The 22,419-nt window shown below is 56.7% G+C and carries 14 protein-coding genes; 7 read left to right on the top strand and 7 right to left on the bottom strand.

All coding sequences use genetic code 11. The features are described 5' to 3' along the window. The first annotated feature begins 1,005 nt into the window (after positions 1-1,005). On the top strand, positions 1,006-3,657 hold the full coding sequence (gene rcsD, locus ACA373_RS08120; RefSeq protein WP_253459839.1) for a phosphotransferase RcsD: 2,652 nt from the start codon (positions 1,006-1,008) through the stop codon (positions 3,655-3,657). A gap of 1 nt (position 3,658) precedes the next feature. Next, entirely contained in the window at positions 3,659-4,309 is a 651-nt protein-coding gene (rcsB, locus tag ACA373_RS08125; RefSeq protein ID WP_034938033.1) for a response regulator transcription factor RcsB, read from the top strand. Positions 4,310-4,364: 55 nt separating this feature from the next. Here the strand turns inward: rcsB and rcsC are convergent, their stop codons facing one another. The 3 genes from rcsC to gyrA form a co-directional block, all read right to left on the bottom strand. Further along, positions 4,365-7,220 carry a two-component system sensor histidine kinase RcsC gene (gene rcsC / locus ACA373_RS08130; protein ID WP_253459836.1) on the bottom strand — a complete coding sequence of 952 codons (2,856 nt, stop codon included), beginning with the start codon at positions 7,218-7,220 and terminating at the stop codon, positions 4,365-4,367. Positions 7,221-7,438: 218 nt separating this feature from the next. Beyond that, complete coding sequence (locus ACA373_RS08135; protein ID WP_301251913.1) at positions 7,439-7,999, bottom strand: hypothetical protein; 561 nt, start codon at positions 7,997-7,999, stop codon at positions 7,439-7,441. Between the two features lie 155 nt (positions 8,000-8,154). After that, positions 8,155-10,791, bottom strand: coding sequence for a DNA topoisomerase (ATP-hydrolyzing) subunit A (gene gyrA / locus ACA373_RS08140; protein ID WP_253459830.1), 2,637 nt, complete (start codon positions 10,789-10,791; stop codon positions 8,155-8,157). Between the two features lie 179 nt (positions 10,792-10,970). Between gyrA and ubiG the strand changes: the two genes are divergently transcribed. From ubiG to yfaE, 4 genes are all read left to right on the top strand, one after another. Further along, on the top strand, positions 10,971-11,699 hold the full coding sequence (ubiG, locus tag ACA373_RS08145) for a bifunctional 2-polyprenyl-6-hydroxyphenol methylase/3-demethylubiquinol 3-O-methyltransferase UbiG (protein WP_125288228.1): 729 nt from the start codon (positions 10,971-10,973) through the stop codon (positions 11,697-11,699). A 527-nt stretch (positions 11,700-12,226) separates the two neighbouring features. Beyond that, positions 12,227-14,512 carry a class 1a ribonucleoside-diphosphate reductase subunit alpha gene (nrdA, locus tag ACA373_RS08150; RefSeq protein ID WP_253459827.1) on the top strand — a complete coding sequence of 762 codons (2,286 nt, stop codon included), beginning with the start codon at positions 12,227-12,229 and terminating at the stop codon, positions 14,510-14,512. A gap of 76 nt (positions 14,513-14,588) precedes the next feature. After that, on the top strand, positions 14,589-15,719 hold the full coding sequence (gene nrdB, locus ACA373_RS08155; protein ID WP_253459825.1) for a class Ia ribonucleoside-diphosphate reductase subunit beta: 1,131 nt from the start codon (positions 14,589-14,591) through the stop codon (positions 15,717-15,719). A gap of 7 nt (positions 15,720-15,726) precedes the next feature. Further along, positions 15,727-15,987: a class I ribonucleotide reductase maintenance protein YfaE gene (gene yfaE / locus ACA373_RS08160; protein ID WP_199746382.1), complete on the top strand. Its 261-nt coding sequence runs from the start codon at positions 15,727-15,729 to the stop codon at positions 15,985-15,987. A 38-nt stretch (positions 15,988-16,025) separates the two neighbouring features. Here yfaE and ACA373_RS08165 read toward each other — a convergent pair whose 3' ends face one another. Next, positions 16,026-17,222 carry a nicotinamide mononucleotide deamidase-related protein YfaY gene (locus tag ACA373_RS08165; RefSeq protein WP_370734315.1) on the bottom strand — a complete coding sequence of 399 codons (1,197 nt, stop codon included), beginning with the start codon at positions 17,220-17,222 and terminating at the stop codon, positions 16,026-16,028. A 214-nt stretch (positions 17,223-17,436) separates the two neighbouring features. Here ACA373_RS08165 and ACA373_RS08170 point away from each other — a divergent pair, with 214 nt between their 5' ends. Beyond that, a complete protein-coding gene (locus ACA373_RS08170; RefSeq protein WP_253459819.1) occupies positions 17,437-18,882 on the top strand; it encodes a catalase in 1,446 nt (481 codons plus the stop codon). Positions 18,883-19,192: 310 nt separating this feature from the next. On the opposite strand, the gene menE is transcribed toward ACA373_RS08170, so the two are convergent. From menE to menB, 3 genes are read right to left on the bottom strand one after another with little or no spacing between them, the layout of a single operon-like run. Then, positions 19,193-20,539 (bottom strand): o-succinylbenzoate--CoA ligase, encoded by a 1,347-nt coding sequence (gene menE / locus ACA373_RS08175; RefSeq protein WP_370734464.1) that lies wholly within the window; start codon positions 20,537-20,539, stop codon positions 19,193-19,195. Next, positions 20,536-21,558 carry an o-succinylbenzoate synthase gene (menC, locus tag ACA373_RS08180; protein ID WP_370734316.1) on the bottom strand — a complete coding sequence of 341 codons (1,023 nt, stop codon included), beginning with the start codon at positions 21,556-21,558 and terminating at the stop codon, positions 20,536-20,538. The genes menE and menC overlap by 4 nt, the downstream gene beginning before the upstream one ends. Further along, positions 21,558-22,412 carry a 1,4-dihydroxy-2-naphthoyl-CoA synthase gene (gene menB / locus ACA373_RS08185; RefSeq protein WP_301251920.1) on the bottom strand — a complete coding sequence of 285 codons (855 nt, stop codon included), beginning with the start codon at positions 22,410-22,412 and terminating at the stop codon, positions 21,558-21,560. Before menB ends, menC begins: the two co-directional genes overlap by 1 nt. Positions 22,413-22,419: the final 7 nt, after the last annotated feature.

Below are 22,419 nucleotides of genomic sequence, written 5' to 3' on the forward strand. Positions count from 1 at the left end.
GTGTACACCAGACATTGGATGTTTCGCACGTAAACATGAAGAAAACCTTCAGCTTTACGCGCAAAGTAATAGATCGCCTTACCCGAGGGCAGGCGGCTTTACCTGGTGCAACGACATTTCCGGACGGCGTAGAAATGTTAAAAACAATCTAAAAAGAGGCGCTGATACGCTATTTTTTTTAACTTTTATCTTTCTGATAGTATGAAAAACCCCGCCACTCGCCTTGATTAATATTTATCGACAGGATAAACATAATTTATAATTTGACTTAGTTTACAATTCTGGAAACTGTCAACTATCAAGTAAAATTGATGAAATAACGCATTAATAAATTGATTTAACTTAAGGAATTTTTTTAAGGAAGTGTAAAAAATGTAACAGCTTCCAGAAAACTTTCTGCCGCTGCTGCGGCTCGTTTTTTTTGACCGCGCGCAAATTTTCATATCAGCGTGCAGAAATCGGCAAAGGCAAACGGCAGGGGCAGTACAAAAAAACAGCAAGAGCGTAAAGCGGAGCTAAAGCGCGTCAAAACATTTTTTTTACCTCCAGCCAATGATTTGAGTTAAGCGAAGATCGCGCGCTATCCACCAGGAGTTATCTGTAAAATCACCTTTAGCCTCAATATTTGATTAACAGGGGCTTTTTTTCAGGTTATTTAACACAAACGCCCGCGTCGCTATGGTTTTGTCGCGATATAATATGCGCCTTGCCCGTGGCGCGTTCTTCTTTAATTTAGCGAAATGTGATAAAAAGTAGTGTTTACCGCGACAAGCTTTTAACGGAACCTATGACGATTCAGGATGCCAGACCCGCAAGCGCCTGCGCGCTGGCAGCACCCCACGCGATTTCTTTGTTTACGCGCGCGTGGCCGCACAACAGATCCGTGTGTTCCCATGAATCGCCAGGCAGCCACTGCCCGCCTTCCGTTGTCTCATCCGGCCTTTTGTTCGCGGCTTGCCTTTACCTGTGCCTGACTGATGGCTCGTTAACTGGGGTTCCACGGCTATGATGCCCTACAAATTTCCACTGACTTCCGGTAACGTCACCCGGTTTTTCGTGATGTTTATCCTGGTACTGCTGTTGGCATCCGGATTTATGATCCACAACGCCGTTAACGCCTGGCTGACCGATAAACGCTATGCGATGGCGGATATCGCTCACGTTATGCAGAAGCGTATCGACACCTACCGGTTCGCTACCTGGCAGATTTATGAAAATCTTGCGGCCAATGCCGCAGGCTCGCCGCCGAACAGCCTGCAGGAAACCCGCCTGCGTCCCGATGTCTATTATCTTGAGAAAACCCGCCGTAAAACCGAAGCGCTGATTTTTGGCTCGCACGACAGCAGCACGCTGGATATGACGCTGCGTATGTCTAACTATCTGGATACGCTATGGGGCGCCGAAAACAGCACCTGGTCAATGTATTTTCTCAACGGGCAGGATAACAGCCTGATTTTAATTTCGACGCTGCCGTTAAAAGATATGGCGACGCGTTATAAAGAGAGCGCCATCAGCACTATTGTCGATGCGCGCCGCGCGGAGATGCTCCAGCAGGCCAACGCGCTGGACGAGCGGGAAAGCTTCTCGCCGCTGCGCCGCTTTACCTGGCAGAATGACCACTATTTTACCGTGCGCACCACCTTTAACCAGCCGGGCCACCTGGCCACCGTGGTCGCCTTCGATTTGCCGATTAACGATCTGATCCCACTGAATATGCCGCTGGAAAATTTCCAGCTGAAGCAGGATATGGCCGGTACCGGCAGCAGCGCCAGCGTGGATGAAGACAGTACGCACAGCACTAAAGTCACGCTGCTGAATCCCAATGTAGAAATCGCCGCCTCGCTGTCCAGCACGCCGTTGCAGCTGGTTTATCGCGTGCCGATCCTCGGCCTGATCGCCGACACGCTGCGTAACCTGATGTGGCCGCTGCTGGCGAATTTTGTGCTGCTGCTGCTTTCGCTGGCCGGTCTGCTGCTGCTGCGCCAGCAGTCGCTGCGCCCCAGCGAAAACCAGAGCGCCGAACTGGAGTCGCTGCGCATCCTCAACGAAGAGATTGTGGCCAGCCTGCCGGTTGGCCTGCTGGTGTATGACTTTGCCAGCAACCGCACGATTATCAGCAACAAAATCGCCGAGCACCTGCTGCCGCATCTCAATCTGCAAAAGATCATCAATATGTCCGATCAGCATCAGGGCGTGTTGCAGGCTACCGTCAACAACGAAGTTTATGAGATCCGCCATGCGCGCAGTATGCTGGCGGCCAGCACCCAGCTGTTTATGATGCGCGATCAGGATCGCGAGCTGTTGGTGAATAAAAAGCTGCAAAAAGCGCAGCAGGTGCTGGATAAAAGCCACCAGACGCGTCAGCAGCTGTTGCAGAATCTGGGACACGCGCTGAACCGGCCGCTGGGCGATGTGATCGGCCATTTGCAGGCTATCGAATCCGCGCAGCCTGGCGAGCAGCTGGAAGACGCGCTGCAGGAAGCGCAGGCGCTGCGTCGGCTGGTGGATGATATCGTGCTGTTAAATCGTCTGGAAACGCACGACTGGGCGCCGGACGCCGAAGCCTTTAACCTGCAAAGCGTGCTTGATGAGCTGGTGACCGAGGCCCTGCCCTCGCTGCGGCGTAAGGGGCTGAAGCTGGTGGTCAGCAACCGTCTGAACAGCGACGAGAACCGTTTTGGCGATCGGCGCGCTATTTACAAAATCCTGACCACTCTGCTGCACTATTCCATTACCAGCACCAGCTGGGGCCGCATCTCTATTGAGGTCAGCCATCCTGCCGATCGGCCGGACAGGCTGGCGATTGAAATGGTGGATACCGGCGCCGGACTGACGGTGGACGAGATGGGCAACACCGATTTTCCTTTCCTCGGCGAAACCAGCTTTGACCGTTTTGGTCAGGCTTCGGGGCTGGCGTTTTTCCTTTGTAAGCAGCTGTGCAAACAGCTTGGCGGGCATCTTGAAATTGTCGCGCGTCCCGATATCGGCACCCGTTACAGCATCCAGGTTCATGCGCCGCAGGAACACCAGCAGGCTCAGGAAGAGAAGCTGCTGGAAGGTCTGACCGCGTTAATTGATATCAACGTGGATGAGGTCAGAAAAATTGTGGTGCACCAGTTAGAAAACTGGGGCGCCAGCTGTATTACGCCGGACGAGCGCTTTTCCGGACAGGATCACGATGTGCTGGTCACGGACGACCCGGCCAGCCTGACGGCCTGGTCGCTGCTGCTGACGGATGATGAGGCGGGCTACACCGCGCTTTCCCGCGATCGCTTCAGGGTGAATTTCAATATCAGCAGCGCTATGCAGGATGCGTTACTGCAGCTTATTGAGCTTCAGCTGGCCCTGGATGAGACCGAAGAAGAGGAGACGCCTGCGCAGCTGTTCGCGCCAGGCTATTTCCAGCTGTTTGTTGAGACAGTACCAGATGATGTAAAGAGATTGTATAATGAGGCAGCAGAAAGGGACTTGAGTTCGCTTGCTCAGACTGCGCATCGCCTGAAGGGTGTGTTTGCCATGCTTAATTTGACACCGGGCAAGCAGCTTTGTGAAACGTTAGAACAGCACATAACCGAGTGTGACAATTCAAACATTAAAAATACCACCAGTGAAATTGACCGCTACGTCAACGAACTGCTGCAGCAAGGTAACCAATAATATGAACAACCTGAACGTAATTATTGCCGATGACCATCCTATTGTTCTGTTCGGCATTCGCAAGTCACTTGAACAGATTGAATGGGTCAATGTTGTCGGTGAGTTCGAAGATTCCACAGCATTAATCAACAGCCTTTCCAAGCTCGACGCCAACGTCCTGATCACCGATCTGTCGATGCCTGGTGAAAAATATGGCGACGGTATTACGCTGATTAAGTATATCAAGCGTCACTATCCGGACCTGTCGATCATCGTTCTGACCATGAACAACAACCCGGCCATCCTCAGCGCCGTGCTGGACCTGGACATTGAAGGGATCGTGCTGAAACAGGGCGCGCCAACCGACCTGCCTAAAGCGCTGGCCGCACTGCAAAAAGGCAAGAAGTATACGCCGGAAAGCGTGGCTAAACTGCTGGAGAAAATCAGCGCGGGCGGCTACGGCGACAAGCGCCTGTCCCCGAAAGAGAGCGAAGTGCTGCGCCTGTTTGCGGAAGGTTTCCTGGTAACCGAAATCGCCAAGAAGCTGAACCGCAGCATCAAAACCATCAGTAGCCAGAAGAAGTCGGCGATGATGAAGCTGGGCGTGGATAACGATATCGCGCTGCTGAACTATCTTTCATCCGTCAGCACCATGCCGGTGGATAAAGACTAAACCCCCAGGGCTTGTCCTGAGCCTGGCTCCCGCCAGGCTTTTTTTATTGTCCGCGTTACCCTTCCCGGCTTTTCCTGACCCGATCCGCGTAAAACGCCAGCGTCTGCTGTAGCGTGTCCAGCGTAACCGGCTTCGACAGACAGTTATCCATACCCGCTTCCATACAGCGCTGTTTTTCTTCCGCCAGCGCGTTGGCGGTGACGCCGACCACCGGGAAGGTCAGGCCCAGCTGCCGCAGGCGCTGCGTCAGGCGATAACCGTCCATATTCGGCATGTTGACGTCGGTCAGGACAATATCAATCTCGTTGCGGCTCAGCACGTTGAGCGCATCCACGCCATCCTGCGCCGTTTTCACCCGATAGCCCAGCGAGCCAAGCTGATCGGACAGCAGCATGCGGTTGATAGGGTGATCGTCCACCACCAGGATAAGAATATCTTCGTTGGTGACGCTTTTCTCGTCCGTTTCCGGCAGCTCTGACGAAGCGTCCGGCATCTCTACTTCAACACGATAGATGCGTCCCAACAGCGCGGGCAGCTCGTGCGGCGTGGTGGTGCCGTAAACCCAACGCCCCGGCGAGAGCTCCTGCGGGCCATCGTTATGGCTGCCGTCAAAGCGGATAGTCGCCCGGTGCACCTGCTGACTCTGGAAGTCGTAATCGGTCACGATCACGTCATCCGGCTCGCAGCGGCTTAGCTCATGCAGGCGCTGCACCTTCAGGCCGTGCCCGTCGAGCAATTTTTCCAGGAAAGCGGCCAGCGCCTCGTTACGCAGTTCCAGCCAGCAGGTTTTGCCTTCCAGGCCTTCGTGCCGCTGCGGGGTTTTCACCTTGCTGTTATAAAGCGGAATGCGCACGATAAACTGGCTGCCCATTCCCGGTTCGGAATCGACCTCAATATCACCGTCCATCATATTGATCAGCTTTTCACAGATAGCCAGCCCCAGGCCGGTGCCCTGGAAATTACGCTGCACGCCGGTGCCGACCTGAAAGAACGGATCGAACAGGCGGGTGATCTCTTTGGCCGGTATGCCCACGCCGGTATCACGCACGCGGAAAGCCAGATAGCCGTCTTTAACGTAGGCCTGCAAAATAATGCCGCCGGTGTGGGTAAACTTAATTGCGTTGTTCAACAGGTTAGAGATGACCTGCTGAAGGCGGATCGGATCGCCGTCCAGCGTGACCGGCACGTCGCTGTCGATAAAGCACCAGAGCGTCAGGCGTTTTTTCACCACCATCGCCAGATAGTTAGAGGCGATATGGGTGATCACCTCGCGCGGCGCGAATTCCCGTGGTTCAATACGCAGCTGCTCGGACTCAATTTTAGAGAAGTCGAGAATATCGCTGATGATTTTCAGCAGCAGGCTGGAGGAGTTATTCATCGCCGTGACCAGCGACTCTACGCCTTTAGGCAGCGCGCGGGTTTGCAGCAGATCCAGGTTGCCGATAATGCCGTACAGCGGCGTGCGTAGCTCGTGGCTGACCGTGGCCAGGAACATGGATTTCGACTGGCTGGCCTGCTCGGCAGCCTGCGCCATTTCCTGTAGCGACTCTTCCATTTTCACGCGTGCGCTGACGTCCACCAGTACGCAAATCGCCACGTTTTCGTTGCGATAGCGCGAATGCACAAAGCTGATTTGCAAATTGGTATTGCTGCCGGTCAGCACGTCGACAAAGTTAACCTGCTGGCCGCAAATAATTTCGGTCAGGCGCTGCCTGTCTTCCTGCGTCAGCATACTGAGGTAGTTATGTGCCAGCTCGTTGCTGAGGATATTGGTGCCGTCGCTGGTGCGCAGGATGCAAATGCCGACCGGAGCAGAGGCGACGATTTTACGGTTAAACTGCTCGTGCTCTTCCAGGCGATGGGCATTATCTTCGGCGGGCAAAAACATGCGCCGCTCAAACAGCCAGGCCAGCGTAAACAGAATAATGGCGCTGATGACGTTCAGCAGAATGGCATTGATGATCAGCATTTTCAGCTTTTCGACCATCTCGTTGGTCTGCACCGAATAGACCATGGTCAGCGAAGACGGCGTCAGCGTTTTTTTCAGCACCAGCTGTTTGTAGCCGTTGATATAGCCGAACCAGGTACTGTCGTCGGGCAGATCGTCCAGCGATACCCGGCTGCCGGGCCGGGAAGAGGCAAGCACGCGCTGATTGTCTGCGTCCAGCAGCATAGCGTTGACCGGGAAGCTGCCCGGCACCACAAAATCATCCAGGCGGATGGTTTGCTCAATGCCCAGCAGCGCCGCCATTTTGCTGGCGACATACACCGGCGTCACCATATAGTAGTAGCCCGTACCGGGCTGGCTGGCCGGCGCGATCCAGAAGAAGCTGTTTTTGCGCTCTTCATCATTGCCGCTGCGGTATTTCAGGATGCGTTCGTGCAGCGCTTTCAGCGCGCGCTCGCGGTCGGCGGAGGCGTTGCCGACGCCAAAGTCTGCCAGGCACAGGCTTTCACCGCCAATAAAGAACACCCTGTTCAGCTCATAGGCGGAAGCGAAATTGGCTTTCCAGTAGTGCAGGAAATAGCTCAGCGACTCCAGCGAATTGCGCCAGACATCGCTCATGGCGCTACAGTCAGAGTCGGAATAGAGCGGATAGAACTGTGGCAGCGCCGTTTTGCCGGGAAAAACGCCGTTGAGCACGTCAAGGCCATTGGCGGACGCGTTCAGCCGGTTCTCGGCGATATATTTCAGTTCTCGCGTAACGTCTGTAGAATGGCGAATATACCACTGCGCCTGCTCAAAGCTGGCGTTGAACTCCTGCCGTACCTGCGCCTCTTTCTCGTGCAGCACGTTAATAATATAAAAGGTGGTGAGCAGCGCACCGAGCGTCCAGAGCATCAGCGCCAGCGCCCGGAACAGATAGCGAGAGATCCTTAACGTTGTTCTGAACGAGACTAAATATTTCAAACGGAACCTACAGTGGCGGCTGGTCGGGATGACAAATACGATCCCGCTACAGTACCGCCAGAGCCGTTAAAAAGCCAGTTACCCGTACGCTCAACGCGCTGTTTTCTGCGTAAAACGCCGCGCTTACTTAAGACTTTTCTGGATAACCGTCAGCGGAACGGCGACAGGCCGCAAAAACGTCGCTTTTTTGCGCCAGCGCGGCCAGTTTCTCGGCAGATTCATTCATACAACCCAGCGATAGCGCAATAATCTCCTCTCTGGAAGGTCGGCGCGCGCTCTGGCTTTGCGCTTTTTGATTTTTTCTCGATAACATAAATAGCCTCCTGCACATATGTCTGATGATAAAGATAACCGGCCGCCTCTGCGTGCCGGATAAGAAGACGATGATACAACCTGCCCAGCTTTTTCCGGATCGCCACCGCTACCAGCATCATCGGCCGATGCCGTTGCGAAAAATCCTCTATGGCGGCCCCAATTCCCTGCACCATAAACTTCTCCAGCTCGCTACGCGTAAAGTTCATGCCGCCGTCAGGCTTAAAACGTCCCTCTTTGCCTGGCAACAATAGCGCATCGTGCGGATAAAAGCTTACTATCCAGGCGAAATTTTCAACATAATCATGCGTCCAGTTTCCAGTAAAAAGAAAGTACATTGCCCTGTGTAATGGATTGATCTCAACAATGTATTTCCGGTTTCTTCCGTCCCACTTAATTACGCTGACCAGATAACATTCTCCCCTGCCCGTCAGCGGAGAAAAATAACGTTCGGCTTTGATTTGCATGGCAACCCTCCGTAGTTCGCCCTGCGTGTATAGCAATCCTCTTCGCCGCTGTCCGTTTCGGACGCCAATCCTGCGTAGCTTCTTCCGCATTTTCTTCGGCGCATAAAAAAAGGCCGGTTCACTGAACCGGCCTCTGGCACCTTAAGCGGAAGAAATTACTCTTCTTCGTCGCCTTCCGGCGCGTCATCTTCCATCACTTCCGGCGCGATGTCCTCGTCGCCTTCGGCCACGCTGCCGTCGATAGCATCCAGCTCTTCTTCAGCAACCGGCTCGGCCACGCGCTGTAGGCCCACCACGTTTTCATCTTCCGCAGTACGGATCAGAATAACGCCCTGGGTGTTACGGCCAACCACGCTGACTTCAGACACGCGGGTACGCACCAGCGTACCGGCATCGGTGATCATCATGATTTGATCGCTGTCGACCACCTGCACCGCGCCGATAACCGGCCCGTTGCGCTCGGTGACCTTGATCGAGATAACGCCCTGGGTCGCACGAGACTTGGTCGGGTACTCGCTGTTGGCGGTACGCTTACCGTAGCCGTTCTGCGTCACCGTCAGGATAGCGCCGTCATCACGCGGCACGATCAGCGAGACCACACGATCGCCTTCCGCCAGCTTAATGCCGCGCACGCCCGATGCGGTACGGCCCATCGCGCGCACCGCGTTCTCGGCGAAGCGCACCACTTTACCCGCCGCAGAGAAGAGCATCGCTTCATCGTTGCCGTTGGTCAGCGCCACGCCAATCAGCTCATCGTCTTCGCGCAGGTTGACGGCGATAATGCCGGCGCTGCGTGGACGGCTGAACTCGGTCAGCGCGGTTTTCTTCACGGTGCCGCTGGCGGTCGCCATAAAGATGTTCCAGCCTTCCGCGTATTCACGCACCGGCAGAATTGCGGTGATGCGCTCGTTCGCTTCCAGCGGCAGCAGGTTGACGATAGGACGTCCACGCGCGCCACGGCTCGCTTCCGGCAGCTGATAGACCTTCATCCAGTAGAGACGACCACGGCTGGAGAAGCAGAGGATCGTATCGTGGGTGTTGGCCACCAGCAGGCGGTCGATAAAGTCTTCTTCCTTGATGCGTGCTGCCGACTTGCCTTTGCCGCCGCGACGCTGCGCTTCGTAATCCGTCAGCGGCTGATATTTCACGTAGCCCTGATGCGACAGGGTCACGACCACATCTTCCTGGTTGATCAGATCTTCAATATTAATATCGGCGCTGTTGGCGGTGATTTCCGTGCGGCGTTTGTCGCCAAACTGGTCACGCACCAGCTCCAGCTCTTCGCGGATCACTTCCATCAGGCGCTCTGCGCTTTCCAGAATGCGGATCAGCTCGGCAATTTGCTCCAGCAGCTCTTTGTACTCGTCCAGCAGCTTTTCGTGCTCCAGGCCGGTCAGCTTCTGCAGACGCAGATCCAGGATCGCCTGGGCCTGCTGTTCGGTCAGGTAATACTGGCCGTCGCGAATGCCGTACTCTTCTTCCAGCCACTCCGGACGCGCCGCGTTGTCGCCCGCGCGTTCCAGCATGGCGGAAACGTTGCCCAGCTCCCACGGACGCGCCACCAGACCCGCTTTCGCTTCCGCTGGCGTTGGCGCGTGGCGGATTAGCTCGATAATAGGATCGATGTTGGCCAGCGCGATCGCCAGCGCTTCAAGGATATGCGCGCGATCGCGAGCCTTGCGCAGTTCAAAGATAGTCCGGCGCGTCACCACTTCACGGCGGTGGCGAACAAAGGCTTCCAGAATATCCTTCAGCGGCATGATCTTCGGCTGGCCCTGATGCAGCGCCACCATGTTGATGCCGAAAGAGGTTTGCAGCTGGGTCAGCGAGTAGAGGTTGTTCAGCACCACTTCGCCTACCGCATCGCGCTTCACTTCCACCACGATGCGCATCCCGTCTTTATCGGACTCATCGCGCAGCGCGCTGATCCCTTCCAGACGTTTCTCTTTCACCAGCTCCGCCATTTTCTCGATCAGGCGCGCTTTGTTCACCTGATAGGGAATTTCGTGGATGATGATGGTTTCGCGGCCGGTTTTAGCGTCCACTTCCACTTCGCCACGCGCGCGGATATAGATTTTGCCGCGCCCGGTACGATAGGCTTCTTCGATGCCGCGACGGCCGTTGATGATGGCGGCGGTCGGGAAGTCAGGCCCCGGAATGTGTTCCATCAGCCCTTCAATGCTGATGTTCTCATCTTCGATATAGGCCAGACAGCCGTTGATCACTTCCGTCAGGTTGTGCGGCGGAATGTTGGTCGCCATGCCCACGGCGATGCCCGAAGAACCGTTAACCAGCAGGTTCGGGATCTTGGTCGGCATGACTTCCGGGATCTGCTCGGTGCCGTCATAGTTCGGCACGTAGTCGACGGTTTCTTTTTCCAGATCCGCCAGCAGCTCGTGAGCGATTTTAGACATGCGCACTTCGGTATAACGCATTGCCGCAGCGGAGTCGCCGTCAACGGAACCGAAGTTGCCCTGGCCGTCTACCAGCATGTAGCGCAGCGAGAAAGGCTGCGCCATACGCACGATAGTGTCATACACGGCGGTATCGCCATGCGGGTGATATTTACCAATAACGTCGCCGACAACACGGGCTGACTTTTTATAAGGTTTGTTCCAGTCATTGCCCAGCACGTTCATGGCATAGAGCACGCGACGGTGTACTGGCTTCAGGCCATCGCGGACGTCTGGCAATGCACGGCCAACGATGACCGACATGGCATAATCAAGGTAAGAGTTCTTTAGCTCTTCTTCGATATTGACCGGTGTGATTTCTCTGGCCAGGTCACTCATGGAGGCGCTTTCCTTCTAAATTATACCCGGATTTAAAGGTGCGAAAGTATATCACCTTTAGGCACTATGGTGAACGGAAAGCGTCGTTCCGCCCGCTTTAATCGCGCGCTTTTATCCTGTCGGCCGTTCGCCTGCGGAAAGATGTATACTGAAGCCAAACTTCCAGGGAGTAAGAAACAATGAAGGCAGAGCAAAACAGCGCCACGGCTAACGTGGATCATCAGGAAATTGCCAAGTTCGAGGCGGTCGCGTCGCGCTGGTGGGATCTGGAAGGCGAGTTTAAACCGCTGCACCGCATTAACCCGCTGCGCCTGGGTTATATCGCTCAGCACAGCGACGGCCTGTTTGGCAAAAAGGTGCTGGACGTCGGCTGCGGCGGCGGCATCCTGGCGGAAAGCATGGCGCGTGAAGGCGCCGAAGTGACCGGCCTGGATATGGGCGCGGAACCGCTGGAGATCGCCCGTCTCCATGCGCTGGAAAGCGGCGTGAAGGTCGACTACGTACAGCAAACCGTTGAAGAGCATGCGGAGCAGTTCGCCGGTCAGTACGACGTGGTGACCTGTATGGAGATGCTGGAGCACGTGCCGGATCCGCGCTCGGTGGTGCACGCCTGCGCGAAGCTGGTTAAGCCCGGCGGCGAAGTGTTCTTTTCCACCCTTAACCGCAACAGCAAATCCTGGCTGATGGCGGTGATCGGTGCGGAGTATGTGCTGCGCATGGTGCCGCGCGGTACGCACGATATTAAAAAGTTTATCCGCCCCGGCGAGCTGCTGAACTGGGTTGATGAAACCTCGCTGCGCGAGCGTCATATGATTGGCCTGCATTACAATCCGCTGACCAACAAGTTCAAGCTGGCGCCGGGCGTCGACGTTAACTATATGGTGCATACGCACCGCCCTGCGGAATAACGCCTCTTCCCTTAAGGACGCTGTTTCTTAAGGGAAATTTTTTCCTGCCTCCGCTTTGGCTGCACTTCCCTTCTCGCACCGCACTTTTTGTCCTTCTGCCTTTGCAGGAATTTCTTATTAGCTTCGGCGTAAATTTTATTTCGTGCCTGCGTCGCTTTTTTCGCCATTCGTCAGGATATTTTCAGCATCTGAAGTATACTTTTTGGCCAAAAAAAAAGGCGGCGGATCAAGGGTGCGCAAAGATCCCGCATTCAGGAAAAATAAGAAAAAATTTCTCGCCCTGTTGACATGGACCCAGGGCCTTGAGAAACGCGGACTTAGGAAAACGGCCAGCCCGCGATCAGTAAAATTGCCGCTGCGTCAAGGCTTGTTAAGATCGCAGAAATTACTAAAATAACCACCATATTGTTATCAATACTTCATCCACCCCCTATATATAGTGTTTATCCACAGAGTTACTCACACGTGAGCAGTCTGTGTATAAACGGGGGATATTTTCGATCTCACGGACAGGATAAAAACGCCACATGAATCAGAGCCTGCTTGTCACTAAACGCGATGGCCGCACCGAACGCATCAATCTGGATAAAATCCACCGCGTGCTTGACTGGGCTGCAGAAGGTCTGCAAAACGTTTCCGTCTCTCAGGTTGAACTGCGTTCCCATATCCAGTTTTACGAAGGCATCAAGACCTCCGACATCCACGAGACGATCATCAAGTCTGCTGCCGACCTGATCTCCCGCGATGCGCCGGACTATCAGTACATGGCCGCGCGCCTGGCTATCTTCCACCTGCGTAAAAAAGCCTACGGCCAGTTTGAGCCGCCGAAGCTTTACGATCAGGTGAAGCGCATGGTCGATCTGGGTAAATACGATCGCCACCTGCTGGAAGACTACAGCGTGGAAGAGTTCGAGCAGATGGACGGCTTTATCGACCACTGGCGCGATATGAACTTCTCCTATGCCGCCGTTAAGCAGCTGGAAGGCAAATATCTGGTGCAGAACCGCGTGAGCGGCGATATCTACGAAAGCGCGCAGTTCCTCTATATTCTGGTGGCGGCCTGCCTGTTCTCCGGCTATCCACGTGAGACGCGTCTGGATTACGTAAAACGTTTCTACGACGCGATTTCTACCTTTAAGATTTCCCTGCCGACGCCGATTATGTCCGGCGTGCGCACCCCAACCCGCCAGTTCAGCTCCTGCGTGCTGATCGAGTGCGGCGACAGCCTGGATTCGATTAACGCCACCTCCAGCGCCATCGTGAAATATGTTTCCCAGCGCGCCGGTATCGGCATCAACGCTGGCCGCATCCGCGCGCTGGGCAGCCCGATCCGTGGCGGCGAAGCCTTCCACACCGGCTGTATTCCTTTCTACAAGCATTTCCAGACGGCGGTGAAATCCTGCTCGCAGGGCGGCGTGCGCGGCGGTGCAGCGACGCTGTTCTACCCAATGTGGCATCTGGAAGTAGAAAGCCTGCTGGTGCTGAAAAACAACCGTGGCGTGGAAGGCAACCGCGTGCGTCACATGGACTACGGCGTACAGATCAACAAACTGATGTACACCCGTCTGCTGAAGGGCGAAGAAATCACCCTGTTCAGCCCGTCCGACGTGCCTGGCCTGTATGACGCTTTCTTTGCCGATCAGGAAGAGTTTGAGCGCCTGTATACCAAATACGAGAAGGACGACAGCATCCGCAAGCAGCGCGTAAAAGCGGTAGACCTGTTCTCACTGATGATGCAGGAACGCGCCTCAACCGGCCGTATCTATATTCAGAACGTTGACCACTGCAACACCCACAGCCCGTTCGATCCGGCTATCGCGCCCGTGCGCCAGTCCAACCTCTGCCTGGAGATTGCGCTGCCGACCAAACCGCTGATGGACGTCAACGACGAGAACGGCGAAATCGCGCTCTGTACGCTGTCGGCGTTCAACCTTGGCGCCATTGAAAGTCTGGACGATCTGCAGGAGCTGGCCACGCTGGCAGTGCGCGCGCTGGATGCGCTGCTGGACTATCAGGATTACCCAATCCCGGCCGCCAAACGCGGCGCGATGGGCCGTCGTACGCTGGGTATCGGCGTGATCAACTTCGCGTACTATCTGGCGAAGCACGGCGTGCGCTATTCCGACGGCAGCGCCAACAACCTGACGCACAAAACCTTTGAAGCCATTCAGTACTACCTGCTGAAGGCCTCCAACGAGCTGGCACAGGAGCAAGGCGCCTGCCCGTGGTTTAACGAAACCACCTATGCGCAGGGCATTCTGCCGATCGACACCTACAAGAAAGATCTGGATGCGATCAGCAACGAGCCGCTGCACCTGGACTGGGAAGCGCTGCGCGAGGCGATTAAAACGCACGGCCTGCGCAACTCCACGCTTTCCGCGCTGATGCCGTCAGAGACCTCTTCGCAGATCTCCAACGCCACCAACGGCATTGAGCCGCCGCGCGGCCATATCAGCATCAAGGCTTCCAAAGACGGCATTCTGCGTCAGGTAGTGCCGGAGTATGAGCGTCTGAAAGATCAGTATGAGCTGCTGTGGGATATGCCGAATAACGACGGCTATCTGCAGCTGGTCGGCCTGATGCAGAAGTTTATCGACCAGGCGATTTCATCGAACACCAACTACGATCCGACGCGCTTTGCCAACGGTCGCGTGCCGATGAAACAGCTGCTGAAAGATCTGCTGACCGCCTATAAGTTCGGCGTGAAAACGCTTTATTACCAGAACACCCGCGACGGCGCGGAAGATGCTCAGGACGACCTGGCGCCATCCATTCAGGATGACGGCTGTGAAAGCGGCGCCTGCAAGATTTAACCAAAGCGGGGCGAGCTTCGCCCCCTGATTTTACGTCGGGCCGGGTTTTCCCTGCCCTTCCTCACTGGATAATGTCATGGCTTACACCACGTTCTCGCAAAATAAAAACGACCAGCTGAACGAACCGATGTTTTTCGGCCAGCCGGTCAACGTCGCCCGCTACGACCAGCAGAAATACGGCATTTTTGAAAAGCTGATCGAAAAGCAGCTCTCCTTTTTCTGGCGCCCGGAAGAGGTGGACGTGTCGCGCGACCGCATCGACTACCAGGGCCTGCCGGACCACGAAAAGCATATCTTTATCAGCAACCTGAAATACCAGACGCTGCTGGATTCCATTCAGGGACGTAGCCCGAACGTGGCGCTGCTGCCGCTGATTTCGATCCCCGAGCTGGAAACCTGGGTCGAGACCTGGGCGTTTTCTGAAACCATCCACTCGCGCTCTTATACGCATATCATCCGCAACATCGTTAACGATCCGGCGGTGGTGTTTGACGATATCGTTACCAACGAGCAGATCCTGTCGCGCGCCAAAGATATCTCCGGCTACTACGACGATCTGATCGAGATGACCAACTACTGGCATCTGCTGGGCGAAGGCACGCATCAGGTCAACGGCAAAACCGTGACCGTTAACCTGAGAGCGCTGAAAAAACAGCTTTATGTCTGCCTGATGAGCGTGAACGCGCTGGAAGCGATCCGCTTCTACGTCAGCTTTGCCTGCTCGTTTGCTTTTGCCGAGCGTGAACTGATGGAAGGCAACGCGAAAATCATCAAGCTGATTGCCCGTGATGAAGCGCTGCACCTGACCGGCACTCAGCATATGCTGAACCTGCTGAGAAGCGGCGAAGACGATCCGGAGATGGCGGAAATCGCTAAAGAGTGCCAGCAGGAGTGCTACGACCTGTTTGTGCTGGCCGCGCAGCAAGAGAAAGAGTGGGCGGAATACCTGTTCCGCGACGGCTCGATGATTGGCCTGAACAAAGATATTCTTTGCCAGTACATCGAATACATCACCAATATCCGCATGAACGCTGTGGGTCTGGAGCTGCCGTTTAAAACCCGCTCTAACCCGATCCCGTGGATCAACTCCTGGCTGGTTTCGGACAACGTGCAGGTTGCGCCGCAGGAAGTAGAGGTCAGCTCTTATCTGGTTGGGCAGATCGATTCCGAAGTAGGCGAAAACGACTTCGACGACTTCCAGCTGTAACATGCGGATGTACGTTACCCTCAGCGCCTGCGGCACGCGTCTGGAATGCGCTGAGGATCACCCTAACCTGCTGACGACGCTGGAAGCCCACAACTATCAGGTGGAGTTTCAGTGCCGTGAAGGCTACTGCGGCTCCTGTCGTATGCGCCTGGTAAAAGGGGAAGTCAGCTATGCGGAGAAACCGCTGGCCTTTATTCAGCCGGGAGAGATCCTGCCGTGCTGCTGCAAGGCTAAAGGTGATATTGAGATCGAGATCCTGCACCTTTAGTTGTACGCTAAATAACCGCGCCCTCCGGCGCGGTTTTTTTAGCCTCGCTGCGTCTCCACCACGCCAATCCAGCCGTGGCCGCCCGTAACCTCCAGACCATCCAGCCAGCGCCGCAGCATATTCAGCGCCATCATGGCAGAGACGTCCTGACGCGCCTTCAGCCCGTGCCGGTTGTTGCTGAACTTTACCCGCTGGCTCCAGCAGCCCTGCGGCGTAAAGAGGGCAAAGCCGAGGTGATTTTCTTTTTCTGCGCCAACCACCAGCGCCAGATCGGCTTTATCCGCTTCGGCTAACCGTTGCGCGCGCTGCATCAGTTCAGCCAGGCTTTCATCCTGTGACGGCAGCACGTTGCCCGCCGCCAGCGGCGCCTGTACCGAGGCGAGCTGATACTGCACCAGTCCGGCGGTAAATTGTTCGCTGACCGCCAGGCGATGGGTCTGTTCCTGCAGGCGACGCGACAGCTGCGCGGGCAGCCCTTCCGTACCTTCAAAAATCGTGCTTTCGCCAGCGATCTCGCGCACCTGCTGCCAGAACTGCTCCATCTCAGGCAGCTTAGAGGCCGGGCCATTCAGCTTCAGCTCGATAATCGGCATTGAGGCGCGGTATCCCATTACCACGCCTTCCGGCAGCGGCAGCGGTTCGATTTCTGACGCCAGATCGCTTTCTCCGCGACCAAAGGTAGTCAACCGCAGGCATACCGGCGGGTCTGACACCGGGAAGCGAGCTTTAAGACGAGGCAGAATTTGCTCCTCGACCATTCTTTTATATTCTGACGGCACGCCGGGGGTGAAGAAGATCCAGCAGCGGTTGAGCTGAAGCGCAAAACCGCAGGCGGTGCCGATCGGATTGTCAATCATCTCGGCGCCCGCCGGGATTTCCGCCTGCTTGCGGTTGCTGTCGGCCATTTTGCGGCCGCGTCCGGCAAAAAACGCCTCCATCTTCGCCAGCCACTCTTCCTGCATCACCAGCCCGACGCCTGCCGCTTTCGCCGCCGCAACCGCGCTTAAATCATCGCTGGTCGGCCCCAGGCCGCCGTTGACGATCAGCACATCCGCCACCTTGCTGCGCTCGGTAAGCACGCTGACCAGCTCTTCCATACTGTCGCCAACGGTCTGGCGGCTCGTCATGGGTAATCCCTCTTGAAACAACAGTTCGGCCAGCCAGGCCGCATTGGTATCCACGATTTGCCCGTGCAGCACTTCATCGCCGGTAGACAGCATTTCCACTCTGATCATGATCTTCTCCGCATTGTTCAGACCTGTTTAACAGTATGAAGCCTCACGGGAAATTACAACGTCATTTCACCATCAATACGGCAAATGGCAGCAATAGCTAACGCCAGATTGCCGTCGATTAACCGAAGCGGGCAATATAGCCCACACAATAGCCAGTGCCGATTGAAAAAGAAATTTTGAAAGGTATCACTTCAGTTAACGAGGATATGCGCTCATGACCAAAAAAGGACTCACCACCGCCTCAGGCGCGCCAGTCGCCCATAATAATAATGTAATGACTGCCGGACGCCGCGGCCCGATGCTGCTACAGGACGTTTGGTTTCTGGAAAAGCTGGCCCACTTCGACCGCGAAGTGATCCCGGAGCGCCGTATGCACGCCAAAGGCTCCGGCGCTTACGGCACCTTTACCGTAACTAAAGATATTACCCGTTTCAGCCGGGCGAAGATTTTTTCCGAAGTGGGCAAAAAAACCGACCTGTTTATGCGCTTTTCTACCGTGGCCGGCGAGCGCGGCGGCGCGGATGCCGAGCGTGATATTCGCGGTTTCTCGATGAAATTTTATACCGAAGAAGGCAACTGGGATCTGGTCGGCAACAACACCCCCGTTTTCTATCTGCGCGATCCGCTGAAGTTCCCCGATCTGAACCACGTGGTGAAACGCGATCCGCGTACCAACCTGCGTAACCCAACCTACAAATGGGATTTCTTCTCGCAGCTGCCGGAGTCGCTGCACCAGCTGACCATCGACTTCAGCGATCGCGGCCTGCCTACTTCCTATCGCCATATTCACGGTTTCGGCAGCCACACCTATAGCTTTATCAACGACCAGCAGGAGCGCTTCTGGGTTAAATTCCATATGCGCTGCGAACAGGGCATTCAGAACCTGATGGACGATGAGGCCGCGCTGCTGATTGGTCGCGACCGTGAAAGCTCGCAGCGCGATCTGTTCGACGCCATTGAGCAAGGCAACTTCCCGCGCTGGAAATTCTTTGTGCAGGTTATGCCGGAAGCCGAAGCCTCCTCCACGCCTTACAACCCGTTCGATCTGACCAAAGTCTGGCCGCACGCCGACTATCCGCTGATTGAAGTGGGCGAGTTTGAGCTGAACCGCAATCCGGACAACTACTTTGCCGAAGTGGAACAGGTCGCCATGAGCCCGGCTAACGTAGTGCCCGGCATCGGTTTCTCGCCGGATCGGATGCTACAGGGTCGCCTGTTCTCCTATGGTGACGCGCACCGCTATCGTCTGGGCGTCAACCATCATCAGATCCCGGTGAACGCGCCGAAGTGTCCCTTCCACAACTATCATCGCGACGGCGCGATGCGCGTGGACGGCAACAGCGGCAACGGCGCCACCTACGAACCCAACAGCTTTAACGTGTTCCAGGAGCAGCCCGATTTCAGCGAGCCGCCGCTGTCGCTGGAAGGTGCAGCCGACCACTGGAACCATCGCGAAGATGATGACTACTTCACCCAACCGCGCGCGCTGTTTAACCTGCTGAGCGAAGAGGAACACCAGCGGATGTTCCAGCGTATCGCCGGAGAGCTGCGTCAGATACCGGAGTTTATCCAGCAGCGCCAGCTCGCGCTCTTTTATCAGGTGCATCCGGCCTACGGCGCAGGCGTGGAACAGGCGCTGAAAGAAGCAAAACAGGGCTAAATGTCGGGCCGTCTTTGGCCTCGATAGCGCCAGTCAGCATAGCCATGCCGGGATATTTTCCCGGCATTATTGTTTGATGACCAACTTAAAAGCCTGCGGGTGTATTGCCGTTTTTTACAGCAGCACCACAGCGGTAGAGGCTGAGCGGACAGGCGATCGCGCATGGACGCGCGAAACAAGCCTGGATAGTCGTATTCACGGCGTCTCCGTGTTCCGCTCTGTCTCTGCGGCTATTCACCCAACGAAGTAGCGAACTGACGGCTGAGCATAGTTTTGTCAACAGTCAGTAATGCCGGAATTTGTTCCGGCATTACTGTTTTTCCTGCCGTAACACCCACTCCGCCAGCTGCCTGCGGGAAGGCTTGATGCCGCCGCCGCTCAGCTTCGGCAGTGTGTACCAGCGCACCGGGCGTTGAAACCCGGCCAGATTTTTTGCCGCCCAGTCCTGCAGCGGCGCGAACGAAGACGTGCCCTTGAGCGCCACCAGCGCGACCGGCCGGTGACCATATTCCTCATCAGGCTGCGGCACGATAAAAACCTGCTCCACCGTTTCGTGCCGGGCCAGCACCGCTTCCAGCTGTTCGGGTTGAATACCTTCCCCCGCCGAGAAAAACAGATTGTCCAGACGCCCGCTAATCAGCAGATTGTTACCGCGCTGCACACCACCATCGCGCGTGTGAAACCATCCTTCCTTATCGGTAAGCGGCAGCAGCTTCCCGTCCTGCCAGTAGCCGCAGGCCAACGCCTCTGAACGTATAGTAATTTCTCCCTCGTTTAGCCTGATGCTATGACCGGGCAGCGGATCGCCGACGCCTGGCTCGCCGTCCGCCCTTTTCGCCGCCACGGTCGAGGCCGTTTCCGTCATGCCGTACCCGCACCAGCAGGCGATGCCGCGCGCTTCCGCCTGAGCGGTCAAGGCTGGCGAAATAGCCGCGCCGCCAAGCAAAACGGTGCCCAGCCGCAGCGTCGGCTTCTGCAGCAAACGCCAGAGCTGCGTAGGCACCAGCGAGGCAAAAGTCGCTTCCGGGCTGATTTTGTTATCGCTGAGCACCAGCCTTGCGCCGCGGTAAAGCCAGCGCCAGAAAATGCCCTGGCCGGAAACATGAAACAGCGGCAGCGAGAGCAGCCAGCTGTCGTCCGCCCCGAAGTTCAGCCTTGTCGTTACGCCGTGCGCGCTGGCGAAATGCGCGTTAAAGGTGTGTGCAGCGGCTTTCGGCAGGCCGGTGGAGCCGGAGGTTAACGTCAGCGTGGCGATGGCGTCGCGCTGCCAGCGGGCCGGGATCGGGCCAGCTTGATTGATTATCTTTAACGCAGGGATATTTGCTGGCCCCTCGCCGTTCAGCGTCAGCGCATAGTCCATATTTAACGAAGGCAGCAGCGCGGCAGTCTGCCAGGCCGGCAGCCGGGGATTGACAGGCAGCAGGCGTGCGCCGCAGCGCAGCAGCGCCAGCCAGGCCAGCACGGCCCGTTCGCAGTTGGCGGCCTGTAACACCACGCCGCTTCCGGCGCTTACGCCCTGCGCGTGGAAGCCTGCCGCCAGCGCCTCGATTTGGTCTGCCAGCTGCGCCCAGCAGTAGGCGCGATCGTCAACCGTCAGCGCGAGGCGAGTCGGCGCCAGCTTCGCCCAGTACAGCCAGGGCCAGCAGTCAGCGCTCAGCATACTTCCTCCAGGTCTTCAGCAGCCGTCAGCGGCAGCGGCGACCCCGGCCAGGCGCGTACCAGCTGCTGCTGCATTAGCGAAAGCGTATCCAGACCGGGCGCGACGCCAGGCGTCAGCCAGCTGGCTATCCGCGCCAGCTGCGTCAGGCCCAGGCTCGACTCCACCGACGAGCTAATCACCGCCGTCAGGCCGGCCTCGCTGGCTCGGGCGATAGTTTCGCAAACCGTCGCCAGGCTGCCGACAAGCGTTGGCTTGATCACGATAGCGCGCAAATGGGGTTCCGCCGTCGGGACGTACCCTGGGCTTCGGCTGCTCTCATCCCAGGCCAGCGCGATGCCCGTTTCCTGCGCAAAGAGACGTGAATCCTCCTGCGTTCGGCACGGCTCCTCGATAAAAGCGATACGCGAGCGCAGAGGCTCCGGCACAAAACGGGCGAACTGCCTGGCTTTCTCCAGGCTCCACTGCTGGTTCGCATCCAGCCGCAGCCTCAGCGTCGGTACCGCTTCCAGCAGCAGCGATGCGGTTATGCCATCGCGCACCGCTTCGTAAAGGCCCACTTTCAGCTTGGCTACCGGCTGCGGCCGCTGGTTAAGCTGAACAATCAGCTCGTCGGGATCGCCTGTGCACAGCATTGCGCCAGAATAGTTGCCCGCTGACGGCAGCAGGCCAGCCAGTTCCGCCAGCGCGCAGCTGAGGCCAAACGCCACGGAAGGCGACAGGCCGTGCTCTTTTGGTAATGGCGCTGAGGACGAAAGCGATGGCGACACGGGCGTCAGCAAGCCGTGTCCCGTTTCCGCGCCCGATCGCCAGCCTTGCAGCCAACGCAGCGTTTCAGCCTGCGCCTGCGCCGCCGTTTCCGTACTGAAGCCGGGCAGCGGCGCTATCTCGCCCCAGCCTTCCCGGCCCGCCTCTTCCAGCCTGACCAGCAGCCCGTGGCGCGATGCTACCCGCCGATCGCGCAGTACCACGCCCGCCGTCATTAGTATGTTGTAATTAAAGAGCGTCGCCCGGCGCATCAGGGATTTCGCTTAAAGCGGCTGAAATCCGGCTGCCGCTTCTGATTAAAAGCGTTGCGCCCTTCCTGGCCCTCTTCCGTCATGTAGAACAGCATCGTGGCGTTGCCCGCCAGCTCCTGCAAGCCTGCCTGGCCGTCGCAGTCGGCGTTCAGCGCCGCCTTCAGGCAGCGCAGCGCCATCGGGCTGTTTTGCAGCATCTCACGACACCAGCGCACCGTCTCTTTTTCCAGTTCAGCCAGCGGCACGACCGTATTAACCAGGCCCATTTCCAGCGCCTGCTGCGCGTTGTACATCCGGCACAGGAACCAAATTTCACGCGCCTTTTTCTGACCAACAATGCGCGCCATATAAGACGCGCCCCAGCCGCCGTCGAAAGAGCCGACTTTGGGGCCGGTCTGGCCAAACTGCGCATTGTCCGCCGCTATCGTTAAATCGCACAGCATATGCAACACGTGCCCGCCGCCGACCGCGTAGCCTGCCACCATCGCCACTACCGGCTTGGGACAGGTGCGGATCTGACGCTGAAAATCCAGCACGTTAAGATGATGTACGCCTGCCTCGTCGCGGTAGCCGCCGTAGTCACCGCGAATTTTTTGATCGCCGCCGGCGCAGAAAGCCTTATCGCCCGATCCGGTAAGGATAATGACGCCGATTTGCTCGTCGTGCCGCGCGTCGCTCAGAGCATGCAGCATCTCCTTAACGGTTTGCGGCCGAAAAGCGTTGCGCACCTCGGGCCGGTTGATGGCGATCCTGGCGATGCCGTCCGACGTTTTGTGATAGAGGATATCGCTGTAGTCGCCACATGGCCGCCACTCTGTCGGCGCATACAGCATCGCTTCATCGGGATAAATCATGATTTCT

Origin of the sequence: Erwinia sp. STN24 (assembly GCF_041320675.1) — a bacterium.
Classification (GTDB): Bacteria; Pseudomonadota; Gammaproteobacteria; order Enterobacterales; family Enterobacteriaceae; genus Erwinia; species Erwinia aeris.